Origin of the sequence: Saccharibacillus alkalitolerans, assembly GCF_011090185.1 — a bacterium.
Classification (GTDB): Bacteria; Bacillota; Bacilli; order Paenibacillales; family Paenibacillaceae; genus Saccharibacillus; species Saccharibacillus alkalitolerans.
On sequence record NZ_JAAFGS010000007.1, the window covers coordinates 73,012 to 89,905 of the forward strand.

Annotated in this window: 16 protein-coding genes; 11 read left to right on the forward strand and 5 right to left on the reverse strand. The window is 51.2% G+C overall.

Annotated elements, in window-relative coordinates; translation table 11 throughout:
- Positions 1-219 precede the first annotated feature (219 nt).
- The 5 genes from GYN08_RS17970 to GYN08_RS17990 all read left to right on the forward strand — a co-directional run bounded on the left by GYN08_RS17970 (position 220) and on the right by GYN08_RS17990 (position 3,628).
- Positions 220-1,464: a mechanosensitive ion channel family protein gene (locus tag GYN08_RS17970; RefSeq protein ID WP_166277113.1), complete on the forward strand. Its 1,245-nt coding sequence runs from the start codon at positions 220-222 to the stop codon at positions 1,462-1,464.
- Complete coding sequence (locus GYN08_RS17975) at positions 1,461-2,153, forward strand: hypothetical protein (protein WP_166277116.1); 693 nt, start codon at positions 1,461-1,463, stop codon at positions 2,151-2,153. Before GYN08_RS17970 ends, GYN08_RS17975 begins: the two co-directional genes overlap by 4 nt.
- Positions 2,146-2,607: a GNAT family N-acetyltransferase gene (locus GYN08_RS17980; RefSeq protein ID WP_328802974.1), complete on the forward strand. Its 462-nt coding sequence runs from the start codon at positions 2,146-2,148 to the stop codon at positions 2,605-2,607. Before GYN08_RS17975 ends, GYN08_RS17980 begins: the two co-directional genes overlap by 8 nt.
- Before the next feature lie 158 nt (positions 2,608-2,765).
- On the forward strand, positions 2,766-3,209 hold the full coding sequence (locus GYN08_RS17985) for a LytTR family DNA-binding domain-containing protein (RefSeq protein ID WP_166277118.1): 444 nt from the start codon (positions 2,766-2,768) through the stop codon (positions 3,207-3,209).
- Positions 3,206-3,628: a hypothetical protein gene (locus GYN08_RS17990; RefSeq protein ID WP_235946373.1), complete on the forward strand. Its 423-nt coding sequence runs from the start codon at positions 3,206-3,208 to the stop codon at positions 3,626-3,628. The genes GYN08_RS17985 and GYN08_RS17990 overlap by 4 nt, the downstream gene beginning before the upstream one ends.
- A 91-nt stretch (positions 3,629-3,719) precedes the next feature.
- Here the strand turns inward: GYN08_RS17990 and GYN08_RS17995 are convergent, their stop codons facing one another.
- The 3 genes from GYN08_RS17995 to GYN08_RS18005 form a co-directional block, all read right to left on the reverse strand.
- Entirely contained in the window at positions 3,720-4,430 is a 711-nt protein-coding gene (locus tag GYN08_RS17995) for an ABC transporter permease (RefSeq protein ID WP_166277121.1), read from the reverse strand.
- 23 nt (positions 4,431-4,453) lie between these two features.
- Positions 4,454-5,365 (reverse strand): ABC transporter ATP-binding protein, encoded by a 912-nt coding sequence (locus GYN08_RS18000; protein ID WP_166277124.1) that lies wholly within the window; start codon positions 5,363-5,365, stop codon positions 4,454-4,456.
- Positions 5,366-5,485: 120 nt separating this feature from the next.
- Positions 5,486-6,118, reverse strand: coding sequence for a TetR/AcrR family transcriptional regulator (locus tag GYN08_RS18005; protein ID WP_166277127.1), 633 nt, complete (start codon positions 6,116-6,118; stop codon positions 5,486-5,488).
- 133 nt (positions 6,119-6,251) lie between these two features.
- On the opposite strand from GYN08_RS18005, the gene GYN08_RS18010 reads away from it, so the two are divergent.
- From GYN08_RS18010 to GYN08_RS18025, 4 genes are all read left to right on the forward strand, one after another.
- A complete protein-coding gene (locus GYN08_RS18010) occupies positions 6,252-7,100 on the forward strand; it encodes an aldo/keto reductase (RefSeq protein WP_166277130.1) in 849 nt (282 codons plus the stop codon).
- 149 nt (positions 7,101-7,249) lie between these two features.
- Positions 7,250-8,482, forward strand: coding sequence for a helix-turn-helix domain-containing protein (locus tag GYN08_RS18015; protein WP_166277132.1), 1,233 nt, complete (start codon positions 7,250-7,252; stop codon positions 8,480-8,482).
- A gap of 120 nt (positions 8,483-8,602) precedes the next feature.
- On the forward strand, positions 8,603-10,174 hold the full coding sequence (locus GYN08_RS18020) for an ABC transporter transmembrane domain-containing protein (RefSeq protein ID WP_166277135.1): 1,572 nt from the start codon (positions 8,603-8,605) through the stop codon (positions 10,172-10,174).
- 418 nt (positions 10,175-10,592) lie between these two features.
- Complete coding sequence (locus tag GYN08_RS18025; protein WP_166277138.1) at positions 10,593-13,031, forward strand: polyprenyl synthetase family protein; 2,439 nt, start codon at positions 10,593-10,595, stop codon at positions 13,029-13,031.
- A 123-nt stretch (positions 13,032-13,154) separates the two neighbouring features.
- Here the strand turns inward: GYN08_RS18025 and GYN08_RS18030 are convergent, their stop codons facing one another.
- Both GYN08_RS18030 and GYN08_RS18035 read right to left on the reverse strand, forming a co-directional pair.
- Positions 13,155-13,718, reverse strand: a complete 564-nt coding sequence (locus tag GYN08_RS18030) for a hypothetical protein (protein WP_166277141.1) — start codon at positions 13,716-13,718, stop codon at positions 13,155-13,157.
- A complete protein-coding gene (locus tag GYN08_RS18035) occupies positions 13,702-15,063 on the reverse strand; it encodes a hypothetical protein (RefSeq protein WP_166277144.1) in 1,362 nt (453 codons plus the stop codon). Before GYN08_RS18035 ends, GYN08_RS18030 begins: the two co-directional genes overlap by 17 nt.
- 180 nt (positions 15,064-15,243) lie before the next feature.
- Here GYN08_RS18035 and GYN08_RS18040 point away from each other — a divergent pair, with 180 nt between their 5' ends.
- Together GYN08_RS18040 and GYN08_RS18045 are read left to right on the forward strand one after the other, a co-directional pair.
- Positions 15,244-15,807: a sigma-70 family RNA polymerase sigma factor gene (locus tag GYN08_RS18040; RefSeq protein WP_166277147.1), complete on the forward strand. Its 564-nt coding sequence runs from the start codon at positions 15,244-15,246 to the stop codon at positions 15,805-15,807.
- Positions 15,804-16,850, forward strand: coding sequence for a DUF4179 domain-containing protein (locus GYN08_RS18045; protein WP_166277150.1), 1,047 nt, complete (start codon positions 15,804-15,806; stop codon positions 16,848-16,850). The genes GYN08_RS18040 and GYN08_RS18045 overlap by 4 nt, the downstream gene beginning before the upstream one ends.
- The last annotated feature ends 44 nt before the right edge of the window (positions 16,851-16,894 follow it).

Here is a 16,894-nt window from a genome sequence, read left to right on the forward strand (position 1 = left end):
GCACGCCGCACCATCGGACGAAGCAGGACTGCATGGCGCAGTGTCCTACGTGACTCTGCACGGCGATTCTGCCCGCTCCTGTCAGCCGACCGTCTGCCGCCCGGAGCAGGATTTGCCTTCGTGAATTGCCTTTTCTCTGGGAGAAGGCTTCCGATTTTGCCTCTCTGCCGGCTATTCCGTATAATAGTAGGCTAATGCGAATCATGCTGGGAGGACATCATGGACTTTATCCGAGAACAACTGAAAGGCTACGGGATGAGCGACCTGATGATCGTGTACCTTTCCAATATCATCATGGTACTGTTCATCGCCGCGGTCTCTATCATCGCCAATCTGATCGCCAAAAAAATCGTGCTGAACGCCATATCCCGTATCGTCAGCAGAAACAGGCTGAAGTGGGGCGCGATCGTGCTGGAGAAAAACGTGCTGCACAAGCTGTCGCATCTGGTACCGGCGGTCATCATCTATTTCTCTGCCTGGTCTTTTCCGGCTTATCAGATCCTGATCGAGCGATTGGCCGCGGTCTACATGATCGTCGTGGCGATCACCGTGCTGAACGCGCTGCTGAACGCTTTCGACGAAATTTACCGCTCGTTCGAAGTGTCCAAGATCCGCCCGATCAAAGGTTACATTCAAGTCATGAAGATCGTGCTGTTCATTATCGGCGGCATTTTGAGCGTGGCGGGACTGATCGGGCAAAATCCTCTGATCATTCTCAGCGGTCTCGGCGCCCTGTCGGCGGTGCTGATGCTGGTGTTCAAAGACTCCATTTTGGGCTTGGTCGCGGGCATCCAGCTGTCGTCCAACGACATGGTGCGCGTGGGCGACTGGATCGAAATGCCGAATTACAATGCGGACGGCGACGTCATCGACATTACGCTGAACACGGTCAAAGTCATGAATTTCGATAAAACGATCACGATGATTCCGAGCTATGCGCTGATTTCGGATTCGTTCCGCAACTGGAGAAGCATGCAGACGTCCGGCGGAAGACGCATCAAGCGGAGCATCCGGATCGATACGAGCAGCATCGGCTTCTGTACGGAGGAGATGATCGGAGAGTTCAAGAAGATTCATTACTTGTCCGATTACCTCGAGTCCCGCTTGCAGGAGATCGAAGCGTACAACGCGGAACACAACGTCAACCGGGAGAGCAAAGTCAACGGAAGACAGCTGACGAACGTCGGCGTGTTCCGGGAGTATATCCGCCAGTACCTGCGCCATCATCCGGGCATTCACCAGGGCATGACGCTGATGGTCAGACAGCTGGCGCCGGAAGAAACCGGGCTGCCGCTGGAAATCTACGCGTTCAGCAGCGACACGGCCTGGGCGGTCTACGAGACCGTGCAGGCGGATATTTTCGACCATATTTTCGCGGTGGCTCCGATGTTCGGCCTGCGCGTTTTCCAGAATCCGACGGGTCACGATATCTCGCGAATACGGGAAGGGGAAGCGTCCTTATGAGCTATTCCAAAATTTTGTTCGGCTCGGTATACTGCGGCACCGGATCGGTCGGCCGCATCGGCGGCGGTGCGCGATTGAACGCTTTGCCTGCTTGGCCGATCGGCGGGGAGGACGGACTGCCCATGCTCCCGCTGGTCCGCTTGGGAAGCGAATTTTTCGCCATACCGACGATTTCCGAAGACTTCATGCTCACGGTGTTTCTGCCGCAGCCCGGAGCGGAGGGGTTTTCCCCGACTTACGCGGATCGCATTCGCTGCGGCGCTGCCGAGCAGGGAGCGTATCTCGAACCGGAGAACCTGTCCGCCAAAGTTCTGCTGCACGAAAAAAGCGCGTCGGAACTCCGGCATCCCTCGTCGCTGTATCTGCCGCCGGGAGAGATAGGCCTTTCGCCGATGACCGACGAAGAGCTTGACCGCGAAATTGCGGACGAGGTGAACGGAATCGAAATCTCCAAGCAGTTTGGCCGGGAGCATTGGCTGAACGATCCGCTGCGGATCAGCCCGCGTTATCATCTGATCGCGCAGCTGAACGAAGCGGACCTTGCGGCGTTCGATCCCGCTTACCGGGGCATCTTCAACGGGGGAATCGGCTACCTCTATCTGGATTACCGCATCAAAAAGCTGCAGGGCGGCGAAGCCGGCCTTTTCTTTATTCAATATCCGAAAAAGGAGGCGGATTCCGGTGGATGATCGTTCCTCGCCGAACCGGGGCCCTTTTATCGAAAAAGCGTCTTCCGACCAATTCCCGCAGCTGGCGCGGCTCTGGCTCGAGGCGTCGCTGGCGGCGCATGCTTTCGTGGATGCGGCGTACTGGACGGCGAACAAGCGGGCGATGGAAGAGCAGTATCTGCCTGCGTCGGAAGTCCATGTCTGCATGGCGGACGGCGAAGCCGCCGGCTTCGTCGCGATGGCGGGCGATTACCTGGCCGCGCTGTTCGTCGATCCTTCCCGTCAGGGACACGGATACGGCGCAATGCTGCTGGACCGCGTCAAAAGTGACCGGAACACCGTTACGCTGCATGTATTCGCCCGCAACGAACGGGCGGCCGCTTTTTACCGCAAGCAGAACTTCGAGCCCCAGCATGAGCAGATCGACGAAGCGACGGGCGAGCGCGAAATCGTGATGGTCTGGAGGCGGGCGTAAGAAGGACTTTTCAAGGCAGCCTGAAGGCGCTCTTCGGAGCGCCTTTTTCCCATGTCCTGCAACAAACTTCCGAATCGCTGCAACAAAACGCAAAACGGTAGCCGATTCCGCCCCGCTCAAGGTACGATAAACGCGTGAAGAAGAGAAAGGAGGCCGGCATGAAAATCGTATTCGAAACCGACGCCGCGCTGGACCGCCGGACGGCGAAAGTGCTGACGCATCCCGACGACCGGGAGAGATGGACGCCGATCCGGGAGGCGATCGAGCAGGCGGAGGAGAAGATCGGGCTGATCAACGCCGCCAACGACCGGGTCGTCCAGGTGCCGCTCGGACAGATCGCCGCGATTCAATCGGAAGACCGGATGTGCGGGGTAACCCTGATCACCGGCGAAAAGTACTTATGGAACCAACGTCTGAAGGCCGCCGGGGACACGTTCGCCGCGCCCCGTTTTATCCGGATCAACAACGGCACGATCATCGGCGCCGCGCATATCCGTGAATTTTCGTCCGCCGCCCACGCCCGTATCGAAGTTACGCTGAACGACGGCTCGCAGCATGTGGTCAGCCGGTATTACATCCGACAATTCAGGAGGGATTTATGATGATGATCCAGCTTCGCAATTCGTTTTTCCAGGTGTTTACGTTGTCGCTGCTGTGGGTGGTGCTGCTGCTGACCTTTTTCTACGGCGGGGAAACGGTCGGGATCGGCTACCTGTGGAACGTCGCCGGAATCGCCGCGATCTGCGCCGCCCTGTTCGGGGTCATGTACAACGCGCTGTGGAATCATTTTACGCTGAAGCCGGCCTGGAACATTCTCATCTCGTCGGCGCTGTCGCTCGGAGGAGCCATGCTGGCGGTGCTGCTGTTCTCGCGGGACATGTACGAGCTGCTGCTTCCCTGGCTGCCGGGCATGATCGCGCTGTCGCTGGTGCTGCATACGCTGGGGTTTTACATTTATGCGAAGATGGACAGCAGGAAGCGGGCGGACGAACTGAACAACAAGTTAAAAGAACAGGCCTAGACGCCGAAAAGTATCGAAAAGAGCCGAATTTCCAAGCAAACGAGCCGCAGAAGAGATTCTGAGGCTCGTTTTTTGCTGCCCTATAGGCGAATTACCGATGGTCCGCCCGTTTCCACCAAGACATCGTCCCCAGCGCACCGACTGCAAACACCAAGACGAGAATAACGTAACTGGCTTTGCCAAGCGGGAACGTCGTCAAGCCGCTCATCGACAGATGCAGCGCCGGAATCGACCAGGGCAGGTAGGCGCCGAGCGCGGTAGGTCCGGCGGTCAGGGCAATCATAAGCGTGGTGAACGCATAAGCGATCGGAACCAGATAACCGCGCGAGATGCTGGCCAGCAGCGCGATCGGCGAACAGAGCAGCAGATGGAAAACGGCAATCAGCAGCAGCTCGCCGAATTGTTTCATGATCATGCTCCAGGAAAAGCCGGGTACGCCGATCAGCAGACCGAGCAGCAGTGAGAAGCCGAAAATCATCAGCGTCGATGCCAAGCACCAGCCTGCGATCACGAGTCCTTTGGCGATCACGATTGCGGTACGGGAGACCGGCAGCGCCAGCAGATCTTTCACGGTCCGATCCGCGTATTCCCGCCCGAATACCCAAGCGGTGATGGTGCCGAACCCCATCAGACCGAATACGGAAGCAAACAAAAACGACATGTTTCCCAAATGCTCATTCCAGTCGGCTCCGCCGGAGCGAATGCCGGTGACAAACAACAGGAAGACCAACATCCCCCACAGCACCGGCGAACGACTTAATTTTCGATTCTCCGTATAAACGGCATTCCATAATAATTTCATGTCGAATATCCTCCTTGGACCGTTTATTCGCTTACTCGCTGTAAAAAGTACGACTCGAGGCCTTCTTCTTCCACCGTCAGCCCGGCCAGTGAAAGGTCGGCATCCACAAGCAGCTTGGCTACACGCTCAGGCTGGCGAATCGCCTCGTCGTCCGCGATCTCGATATTGCCTTCGTCCGCGATTCGCGCATTGTAACCGGCTTGCAGCAGCAATCGACTCGCGGTTTCCCGGCGATCCTGAACTTTGACCGTCAGACGCTTGCGCCGGAGCTGTTCGAATTCCCGCGAGCTGATCTCTTCAAGCAGCGCGCCGCCGTGAATGATGCCGATCCGCGACGCCAGCTTGGACATCTCCTCCAAAATGTGGCTCGAAATAAATACGGTCATGCCTTCCTCCTTGGCCAGTCGGCGCAGAAGCTCGCGAACATGAACGATGCCTGCCGGGTCCAATGCATTGGTCGGTTCGTCCAGGATCAGAACGGAGGGGTTATGAATCATCGCTTTGGCTAGACCGAGTTTCTGCGCATTGCCGAGAGACAAGTTTTTGGCTTTGGTATCGGCGTAAGGCGTCAGCCGCAATTTTTCCATGACGGATTCGGTCGCGCTGTTTTCCGGCAGGCCGCGCAGTTTGGCGATCAGCCGAAGATTGTCGCGTACCGTGAAATTCGGGTAAGCATAAGGCGTCTCTACCATATAGCCGACCTGCTGCCACAGATCGGGCTTGGCTTCGATTACGCTTCGGCCGTTGATATACGCTGTTCCGGAAGTCGGCCGAATCATGCCCAGCAGCATCCGGATCGTCGTCGTTTTTCCGGCTCCGTTCAGACCCAGAAAGCCGTAAATTTCTCCGCGATGCACAGTCAGCGATACGTTCTGCAGAACCGAATGAGTGCCGTATCGCTTGGTCAAAGATTCCGTGCGAATGATCTCCTGCATCTTCATTTCTCCTTGATCGTTATTTTGTTTACCGAACGTTCGTTGAGTCAAATGGTTGAAAAAAGAAGCACCGAAGTGCTCATTATCTTTTCGCTTGCGTTATCTTTTGGCTGACTCTGCTTATTTGGCCCATAGTTCCGCGTAGAACTCCGACAGCTTGACCGCCTCGGCCTGCTCTATCCGGGTTCCTCTAAGCAGCTGCTGAATGATCGTGAACACGATATGCGCCAAAAACTGCGAGGAAGCCATCGAGAAATCCATGTTCCGAATCTCGCCTTGCTCCGCGCGCCGCGATAGATACTCCGACATCGCTTCGAACGGAAGGGTGGTCAGGCTGTCGAGCGCTTCTGTCTGTTCGTCGTTCAAAAGCGGGCGCTCGCGGATCAGAATTTGAAAATAAGCCTGGTCTTCCGTCAATTTCTCTGCCAGTCCGATCATCAGTTGAGTGAGCGCATGGGGTAAAGGAAGATCGTTTTTCGCGAAAATTTCTTGGAAGAAAAGCACGATGCCGCCGATCCGTTCTTCCTGCGCCGTTTGCAGCACGGTAGTTAAAATTTCGAATTTTCCGCCAGGAAAATAGTGATACGTCAGCGCTTCCGCCATGCCGATCGCTTTGTTCAGCTCGCGCATGGATACGGCATGATACCCTTTTTCCGCAAAAAGCTGTTTGGCCGCCTGAAGGATCTGCTGTTTGCGCTGAGCGGCTTGAAGGTCTCTGCTGGTCATGCGTTTGCCGGTTTGTTTCGATTCCATAAGTGTTTCCTCTTTTCACTAAACGTTCGTTGAACCAATAGTAAATCCATTTTCCCGCCAAGTCAACTCCGTATTTTGCTCCGGCTAATCGAAAGTGCTATCGTAGAGTCATACGAGAGGAGGGCTTTTTTCCATGACAACGAATATTCCGAACATCAAACTGAATGACGGGCTCGAGATCCCGGCGATCGGTCTCGGTACGTATTCCCTGAACGGATTTGCGGGCGCGGAGTCGATCAAAAGCGGCATCGAGGCAGGCTATCGGCTGATCGATTCCGCTTTTAACTACGAAAACGAAGGTGCGGTCGGCAGGGCGATTCGCGAGGCTTCCGTTCCCCGCGAGCAGCTGCGAATTTGCTCGAAGCTGCCGGGGCGCCATCATGCTTACGACAAAGCGCTGGTCACGATCGAAGAATCGCTGCTGCGGACAGGACTCGACTATTTCGATTTGTACATCATCCATTGGCCGAACCCCAAACAGGGCAAGTACGTCGAAGCGTGGCAGGCCATGATCGAAGCGAAAAAGCGCGGCTACGTCCGCTCGATCGGCGTCAGCAACTTCCTGCCGGAGCACCTCGACCGCATCGTCGCCGAAACGGGCGTCGCGCCGAGCCTCAACCAGGTGGAGCTGCACCCGTACTTCGAGCAGGCGGTTCAGCGCGAGGCGAACGCCAAGCACGGCACGGTCACCGAATCGTGGAGCCCGCTCGGCCGCGGCAAAGGCGACGGCGTGCTGGAAGACGAAGGCGTTAAGGCCATCGCGGCGGATTACGGCAAAACGCCGACCCAAGTCATCCTGCGCTGGCATACCCAACTGGGCGCGATACCGATCCCGAAAGCGGGCTCGCGGGAGCACCAGGAGGAGAATTTGAACATCTTCGATTTCGAGCTGAATGAGGCGCAGATGAAAGCGATCTCGGCGTTCAGCAAAGACAATAAGAGATTATGGGATCAGGACCCGGCGGAGTACGAGGAATTTTGAACAATTGATTTGAAAAACACCGTTTAAAGCCGAGCTTGTTTTAGGCCTTAGACGGTGTTTCTTGTTGGAAAAGTACTTTCATCATAGGTTTTAATGTATAAAAAAGGTATAGTTTAAATATATTCCAATAGTCAAGGAGGGATAAGCAGGTGTTTTCTTGCTGCAGTAATCAATATTTAATTCTTACCGGAATTTTAATCGGAATCGAACGTAAACAGAAAAAGCTGTCTCAAGAACAGTTAAGCAATAAAATATGTTCGACGCGAACATTACGAAATATAGAAAAGGGAAGCACTACCGTAAAGGATAAGACTTACGAAGATTTGCTGGGTCGCTTAGGATATACCTTCCAAACTTCGCAAAAAACATTATCTGTTTTTCGTCATGAATTTCAAACGATTCACGATCATCAAAGAAACGGTACATATAAAGATCCTTTAGAACAAGAGAATCAAGGATCAATCTCAAAAAATCTTTACGAGGCAATGTTGAGCTTGTTTTTGTGCAGTCTGCAAAAAAAGTCATTGTCGTTAGAAGATCAGCATAAGTTAATTGAATTTCTAACGAGCGGGTATGCTATTTTCTCAACATTTATGCAAGATTTAATTTTGAATTACCTCTTCCACTATTATGAAAGCATCCATAAAGAAGAGGAATTAGATAAAGTGGTTGATAAAATGAGAATAAATCATGATCACTTTCCACCACATCTGTTATGCTGCTTAGCAAGAGACGCCAGTAAAAGACGGTATCAAACGGTATTGGAGGATTATAAAAAGCAAGAGAAGAAATGGGTCGAAAAGGGGGAACTGATTTTCCTGCTTATGGCTCAGGAGATTTTACTGATTCCTATCGCATTTTCTGAGCCCGATCAATTAGAGGACCATATTAAGAAGCTGCAAGAAAGTTTTTTTGAAATTAAACATAAAGCTGTACATATCGATAGTTGTAAGGAGCGCGATTATTACTATAATATAGGTCTTTCCTATACTTATGCAAAGAAATACGACAAAGCGATTTTTTATTTGGAAATGTCCTGCACTTTATCTCAAGAAATAAAAGACTTCATACTAATCGACCAGATTTTATTGAATTATGCGAGAAAAAGACTTGATAAAAGAAAAGAAAGCAAGCTCGATTATTTTACTTTTTATCAACCGGAACATGCATTTAAACAAGAATATAATTATTTTTATTATAAATATAATCAAAATTTTTCCGCAAAAAAACTCCAAAAATTTATATTGGAATATATTCTCCCCTTAAATATGGAAGGATCAGAGATATTATATCAAGTATTTTTATACGAAATGATTGAACTTAGCCATGTCACTCATTCTTACCAGCCACTTAAAACTTACATAGAAAAAGTAAACACATAATGCTTGGATTTTCCGTTTTTGTTTGGATAGAAAGCTTAACCGTATTTAAATGAAAACCGGAAATAATCAAAGTATATTATCCTCCAAAGTTATTTTATTATGGATCTTGGGAGGGATAATATGAAAACGAAAATTTTAAAAAAATATCCGGGTTCTATTCTAACTTACAGCTTGGCTTCATTAATTTCTTTAATTGTCCCTATCCTGTTCGGCTATTTAATTGACACGATCATCATTGGCAAACAATATTCCCAATTAAATGCTTGGTTTATTTTAGCGATCACCATTGCGCTAATATCGAGCTTATCTACTTTTTATTTCGTCAAATACATCCCCGTGAAAAAAGGAATAGAAAATACAATAAATCTTCAAGCAAACTCTTTGAAAAGTGTATTGAAGATGACAGTTCCTTCTTTTGAGAAAAAAGATAAAGGTTACTATTATAACGTTATTATGAACAGCACGGCTAGTTACGGAGATCTGCATGAGGAGCTCTTTTTAAAATTTATCGGCAACTTATTTTGTATTGCAGCTATATTGGGGTTCATTTTTTATACGAGTATGATTTTTGGGATTTTGTTTTTAATCTATATTCCTTTAATCATTTTACTTTCTATTTCTCAAAGCAAATCTCTATTTAAAATGCAAAAAGATGCGATGGAGCTGCAAGATGGTTGGCTCAGCAGTTCTAAAAGCATAATTGAAAGTAAAAAAGAAATTAACGCTCTTCATGCAGAAGGTTTTTTCTTGAATCTATTCATCCGGAAAGGAGAAAATTGGTTAAATTATATCCTCAAATATCGGTTTTTTCAAAACATCGTAGAGTACATCCCGACTTTTTTGAATAATATATATAGCATTTTGTTTTTGGTCATCGGCGCTAGAATGGTGCAGCAAGGGAATTTATCGGCCGGAATGCTCATTATAGGTTATCAATATTTAAGTTACCTGGTGGCACCCGTATCTGAATCTACCAATATTTTAATTCGCTATTTAGCAGGAAAAGAACATATACATAGGGTAGATCATTTAGACGAATTAAGTATCGTTCCAAAAGAAACAAGCTCTCTGAATAAGAGTGAAACCATGTTGTTTGAAACGTCGAAGTTTACCTATCAAAAAGGAGAAAAAGATACCGATTTATTGTACGATTTGGATTCTCTATCTCTAGAGTTAGGAAAATTTTATGTCATAAAAGGTGATAACGGATCTGGAAAAAGCATGTTTTTAAATCTTATGTTAGGCAATATATCGCTTGCTCATTCTCAGGGTACTTTTACTCTTGCTAAGCATATTGAAGACACAGCTTACCTAACATATCCGTTATTCTTTTTGAACGGCACTTTTGAAGAAAACTTATTTAATCGAAACTATGATCCTGCATTGCTAGAAATTCTTAATATTGATTTCGAAGAAAAAATCATTACTGCAAATCCTGTTAATTTAAGCTTTGGTCAACAACAAAAAATAGCTTTATTGCGAGTTCTTTCGATGGATAAACCTATTTTGTTTTTGGATGAACCTTTTAGCAATTTGGATAGAAATACGCAGTCTAAGCTTGTTGAATACTTCAAAGAATTGAAACACAAAAAAACAATGGTTTGCATCATGCATGATGAATCGTTGGATGAAATCTGCGATAGCATTTTATACATAAAAAATAAGCGGTTGGAATATAAACAGTCCGTATGAATATCAAAGAAAAGAGTAAGGGTTAATAAGTGATTTTTTTCACTTATACAGTGCAGTGTTGTAATGGAGTAAGCATTTGCTAGGGCGTGTACGCAAACTTAACGACGTGCATCTTTAGCCGCCTTTTTGCCTTCTCCCGATTTGCTTCCGAAACGTAACCGAATCGGCAGCGCGGCGTCCGTGTTCCTTGACGTGGCCCGGCACGGCTTCGGAACCCTTCCCTGTTAAGAACTGAAATTCGTCTAATTCTGCTTCCTTCGAAGTTTGCGTACACGCTCTAATGAAGGCATCTTTCTGTAAAAGCATTATTCTTAATAATGTGTTCTTTTTATGCTTAACAATTCGTAACCCATCCCCATTCCCCTTCGTATAACCCGTTAACGATCCACACCACGACTAAAACCTAAGGGGAATGACTATGAGTTTGACATCATCTATCGAAGAGCCCGAATCCGAGCATAAGCTTAGGGCGCTGGAAGATCGGGCGCGCGAAGCGTACCGAAGGTCGGAGCGTCAGGCGGCGGAATATTTGGAGGAACTGACGGTGCTTGTACGAAGCGGCAAATACGCGGACGAGCTGACCGAAGACTTCGACGTTTGGAAAAAGAGTCACGTCCGCCCGTGGCCGGCGCGCTTTTTCAAAAGCCGCGTCGGCCCGCAGCCTCAAGACTACGACCTTTATATCCGCTGGATGGAATCCGCCGGCAAGCTGGACGATTACCTGGAACGCAGCGTGTCCTACCTGTATATGCGCGACCTCGGCCGGGCGCTGAACGACCCCGACACGCAGAAAAGGGTACGCCATACCGCGGCGGGACTCAAGCGCTCCCTGCTGAATGCCGGAGGGCCGCAGGAGGACATGCCGACGGACGGCTTCGATATGGCGGCGCTGTACCGCTGGGGTCAGCAGGAAGGCATACAGGAGGCGGTCATCTGGATGATCGCCAAGATGAAGCGGGTATCGGAGAACATTCCGGAAGGGATGAGCGCGGAGCATGCCCAGCGCAAGCTGCTGAAGATCATCGCGGGCGTCGTGCTGCATGCGCGGGAAGAGATGGACGAGCACACGCCGAAGGCGGAGCGCTCGCGCAGATTGGACGAAGCGGTGCGGCTAGGCTATTCGTACGGGCTGACGTATCCGTTCGTCGACGATCTGCTCGATTCCGACCTGCTGACGGATGCGGAGAAGGCGCGGTATTCCGAGTTGATCCGCGGCGCGCTGCTGAGCGGCAGGGTGCCCAAATGGGACGAGTGGAATCATGCGTTCGAGAGCGGCGGCCGCAATCTCGAGCTGATCCGCTATATTCACGGCGAACTGGGAGAGGCGTTCGAGTACATCAAGAGCCGGCAGGCCGAAGGGATGGACAGCGCCTTTTTCGAGCAGGCTTACGTCTTCTTCGAAGCGCAGGACGTCGATCGGACCAAAAGTCTGGAGGACGGCGGATACACGGCCGATCAGCTGTACGTTCCGGTGATCCTGAAATCGTCCGGCTCCCGTCTGGTCGCCCGGTCGGTAGGGCAGGCGGACGAGGACGGGGGCTTCGAGCGGCGGACTTTTTTCTACGGCATCTACAATCAGCTGGCGGACGACTTCGCGGATCTGTTTGACGATCTGGAAGCGGGGGCGGTGACGCCGTACACGTATTATTGGAAGTATCGCGCCGAGCGGCCCGACCTCCCGAATCCGTTCGAAATGTATTGGGCCGTGATCGCCTATCTGATCCGCGACGTGTACGGCTGCGACCCCAATACGCGTGAAGTGCTGCTGGACCGGGCGATCAACGGCTTGAAGCGGGCGCGTCGGCGCCTCGGCATCCCCCGCTACGAGGAGCTGATGGAGCTGCTGGCTCCCGGCATGCCGGAACTGAACAAAGTCATTCAGAAAATGGTGAAAAAAGCGGAGGACGTGGAGTTTTTCGACAAGCTGCTGCGGGACCGGATGCTGACGGAGATGAAGCGGGACCGCGAGGAGCGCGAGCGGTTCCGCGGCCTGCTGGACGAGATCCGCGCGGAGATCGACGAAGCGCTGCCGATCGCTTCCGATTCGCCGGTACCGTTCGTCGGCCATTCGCTGATCGACGCGGCGAATTACAGCCTGGCCGGCTCCGGCAAAAGGCTGCGTCCGATTCTGGCGCGGCTGACCGCGACGGAAGGATACGGCCTGAGCCGCGAAAGCGTGCGTCCGCTGCTCAAATCGCTGGAATATCTGCACACCGCCTCCCTGATCTTCGACGATCTGCCTTCGCAGGACAACGCGGGCATCCGGCGCGGACGGCAGACGCTGCACGCCCGCTACGACGGCGCGACCGCCGAGCTGTCCGGGCTGCTGCTGATCCAGCAGGGCGTGCGCGAACAGTCGACGCTGCAGGGCTTCAAAGCGGAAACGGTGCTGGAATTGATGCGCTACTCCGCGCGCAAAGCGGAAGAGCTGTGCATGGGGCAGGCGCTGGATCTCAAATCGCGCGGCTTGGATCTGGATCTGGAGCGGCTGAACGAAATCTGCTTCTACAAAACGGGCGTCGCGTTCGAAGCATGCCTCATTATGCCGGCCATGCTGGCGGGCGCGCCGGAGCGGGAACTCAAGCTGCTCGAAAAGTTCGCCTACCACGCCGGCATCGCGTTCCAGATCCGCGACGACCTGCTCGACGCCGAAGGCGAGGCGCTGAATCTCGGCAAGCCTTCGGGACAGGACGAAGCCAACGGCAGCTCGACGTTCGTCAGCGTGCTGGGAATTCGCGGCGCGAAGACGGCGATGTGGGATCATTACTGCGAGGCGTCGGACGCCGTGCGCGAACTGCCGGAAAGCTTGCGGTTTCTGAAGCATTTGCTGGATGTACTCGTGCAAAGAGAGAGATAAGGGCGGCGGGTAAAAGTTTGATAACGAAAAAGTCAAAAAGCCGATCGGTCTGCGGACCGATCGGCTTTTTGCATCGAACAATCGCTTGTTTTGCACCGTTTGCAAAAAGGTGTTCGAATCTGCTTACTTGCTGCTTTCTTCCATAAAAGGTTCGCTGTCCGTAGAGCCGTCTTCGGAATAATACCACTGCTGATACATCGAACCGGCATCTTCGGAATCTTCCGCTCGAATCTCGAATCGACTCAAAGAATCAGAATCTTTTTCTTGCAAAAGAATGATAAAAGCCGGATATCCGCTATCGGGATAAGTTTTCATGAATCGATCGTGAACGATCTCTTCAAAAAAGGTATCGCTCATCAGAAGATCCCGGCTTTGTTCGAATATCTCTTTTTTTTCTTCCTCGCCAAGACGTTCTTCGAGTACGTAGGACATCCGGATTCGTGTAGGCACGAACTCAAACTCCACATTTTCGACAGCAGGGTGGTCTTTTTGAATTTGTTTGTCGAAGGCCTCGATCTGATCCGAAGAAATTCGGTTAGGCATCGTGCATCCGCCGAACAGCAGAGCCAGCGTAAAAAAAGCCATAAACAGCAGAGATTTTTGCTCGAATCGCATCTTTTTCATCGGGTTCGTACCTCCCGGTTTCAACGCATCTGAATTTTCAACAATTTCATTTAAAATATACAAGCCCGCCGCCCAAGGATTTAAATCTTGTCATCGCTTCGAAATGCGTCCGATAATTGATGCTGCGTCTTTTCCCCCACGTAGAAACCGCGATCCAACGGTTATCGTTTACATCCCGATAATATTTGGTAATGGTCATCCAATGCCATTCATATTCATAATCCGTAAATTTAGACAAATTCAATGTAGCGACAGGCGAGTTGATTCGTAAGCCTGCTTTGGCGTAGTTAGCCGTATTGTCCAGTGTGAAAGGAGTGCTGTCGTATACAGCTTTGAGATTTACGTTTTTGTCTTTCGCATATTTTTCCACAGAGTCGATAAAATGATATACCGAAGTTTCGCCTAATAGGCCCGGATTGATATAATTGTACATTACATTCATATGAGCAAGAAAATCGTTTTGCGAAGTGGCAACGCCGCTATATAAGTTCCGGTATACCGAAGGATTCGTTATTTTGGCCAAATACGTGGTGAGGTTGGCCGCTGCTACAGGAGCGCATCCTCGAGTCTCTTTAGTCGGACTTTTAGGCGCTATATCGCCCCACCATCCTTGATCTCCCCCATAGCTGTAAGTACCCGAGCCGACATTCACCGGAACGAACCTCTGCTGACTGGCTTCGACCGTAAGCGCATAATCTTCTTTGGTCACAGCTGCCGCTGCCATAAAAGAATTTGCATTCGATCCTTCCTCCAGAACCCGCTGCATCCGCTGTTCGTTTTTCGGAGTCTTCAATTCTCGATACTGTTGTTGCAGTTGATCTTTTTGTTCGGTGACCGCTTGGGTTACGTCTTCGACTGATTCAAAATCGTCTTCCAACTGAAGATATTGTTCTTCCTGTCCTTGGTTCGTCTGGATCATATAAGTCATCGGAGGAACGAAAACAAGCTTGGAGGAAGAGGGATCATCCAAAGAAGCGATAGAAAGCGGCGATAACCGGTCGCGAATCGATTGTACGACTTGGTCGTCGATAAAAATATCGTACGCATCATAGCTATCGCGCAATGCGCCGATCGAGATATAGCCGATTTCTTGATCGCCTGAAAGCAAAGGAATCATGTATGCGATCACGTTGCTTTCTAAATCGTATAACGGAATTTGATTGGGAGAAGGTTTAAGATTCAAGCCTTTTGTCTGCCAATCGTCTTTGAGATAACCGTTGATATGCATATCGGCAATTCGCAGAATTTCTTCCGAAGTCAAAACCGGATTCGGGACATCGGTAACGCTCTCAACTTCTGCTTGTATGGTCTTGAGATCAAGAGATTGAGCATGGGAAGCAGTGACGTTCGATGATACGGCAAGCGTCAATAAAATCGAACCTATTGCTGCTTTTTTCAGAATAGTCATAGAAGAACTTCCTTTTTATAGATTTTTTGGTTCTTCCATCAAACAAGCGTTTGCAATAGATTTTAGTTTTAGGGAATTTTGTTTTCTTTTGATTTTCGGGATTCGAACGATAGAATCTTCGCCTCGGCTTCGTACTATACAATGTCGGTACCGGCATCGGCATAAGGAAGGAGGCGTCCGGTGGAACAGAAGAAGGAACGGGAAGAAGACCTCGTCAGGCGAATCCGGGAAAAAGACGAGCGGGCGCTGCGCGATCTGATCGACGAATACGGCGGACTGCTGAAAGCGATCGTGTATCGCCATTTGTCCGGCAGCCCGCAGGATCGCGAGGAATGCCTCGACGACGTGCTGCTGGCGATCTGGAACCATATCGAATCGTTCGACGGCGAGCGGAATTCGTTCAAGCAGTGGGCGGCGGCCGTCGCGAAATATAAAGCGATCGACTATCAGCGCAGATGGCTGCGCGAGAAGGAGCGGCACTCGGGCGAAGAATTGGACACGGAGCGGCTGCGAAGCACGGACGGCGCGGATTCGGCGGCGAGATCGAATGCGGCGGATATGCTGGAGCAGCTGCCGGAAGACGAGCGGAAGCTGTTCGAGCGCTATTATCTGGAAGGCGTCCCGGCGAAGGAGATCGCGGCGGAACGGAACGTGAAGGAGTCCTGGATTCATAACAAGCTGTCGCGGGGGCGCCGAAAGCTGAAAAAAATAGGGATGACGCGAAACGGGGTGCGCGAGAAATGAGCATTTACGACGAATTGAACGGAATGAAACTCGATCCGACGGAATACGGGGAAGAGCCTTTGACGGCGGCCGAGAGAAAGAAATGGGAGCGGCGCGTAAAAGGGAAGCTGAGGGGCGCGGGAAAGAAAAAGCGCGAAAGCGGGTGGGGAGCCGCGGCGGCGGCCCTGCTGATCGCGGTCGCCGCGCTGGCCTACAGCCCTGCTGCGCTGGCCAAGCTGACGTGGGTCTCGGGGCTGCTTGAAAACTTCGGAAGCGCCGGCGGCGGAGCCCAAGCCGATTATTCCGCTTACAAGACCATGGTCGGCGAGACGGCGGAGAACGAGTACGGCCAGCTGACTTTGAACGAAGTGATCCTCGATGCCGACAGGCTGCTGATCAGCTCGACGTTCAAGCCGGTCGAAGGTTTCGCTTTCGATTACCGCACGTTTCTGCTTGCCAAGGTAACGATCGACGGCCGGGAAGACCTGCAGCTGACGAGCGGAGGACAATCGCTGCGGGAGGAAGACGGCCGCTATACGGTGTATGGAGAAGTGAATCTGAGCGAAGTCCCGAAGAGGGACCCGCTTCGGATCAAGATCCTGTACGACACGATCGATAAAAGCGGCGTTTGGAACGGCGAGCGGAAAGCTGTTGCCCGGCCTTGGACATTCGAAATCGAAGCTTCCGCCCGCGAGTTGATCGCGGACACGAAGACAATCGGGATCGGCCGGGAGATGACATTGCGGACGGGCGAAGAGATCCGGGTGGAAAAAGCGATCTTAAGCCCCGTATCGACGCTGGTCTATTATCGCGTCTTGAACGAAGACGAATATGCCGAACATGAAAAGCCGCAGATGGATGCTCTCCGAATGACGAACGAGAACGGAAACGCCATTCCCTTTATCGAAGGCGGCAGCTGCGAAGGCGAAGCTTATTCGGGAAAAGGTTGGCATTATGCGCGTTATCCCGCGATCGACCCGGTCAAGCATCGGTACACATTGACGCCGTTTCGCTATTTCGACGGAGGCCCTCACGCAGTGGGCGATCCGTTTCCTTTACGGTGAATCCAGGCCGCTCCGTCTATTCCAAATCGGCAGCCGCAGGGCTG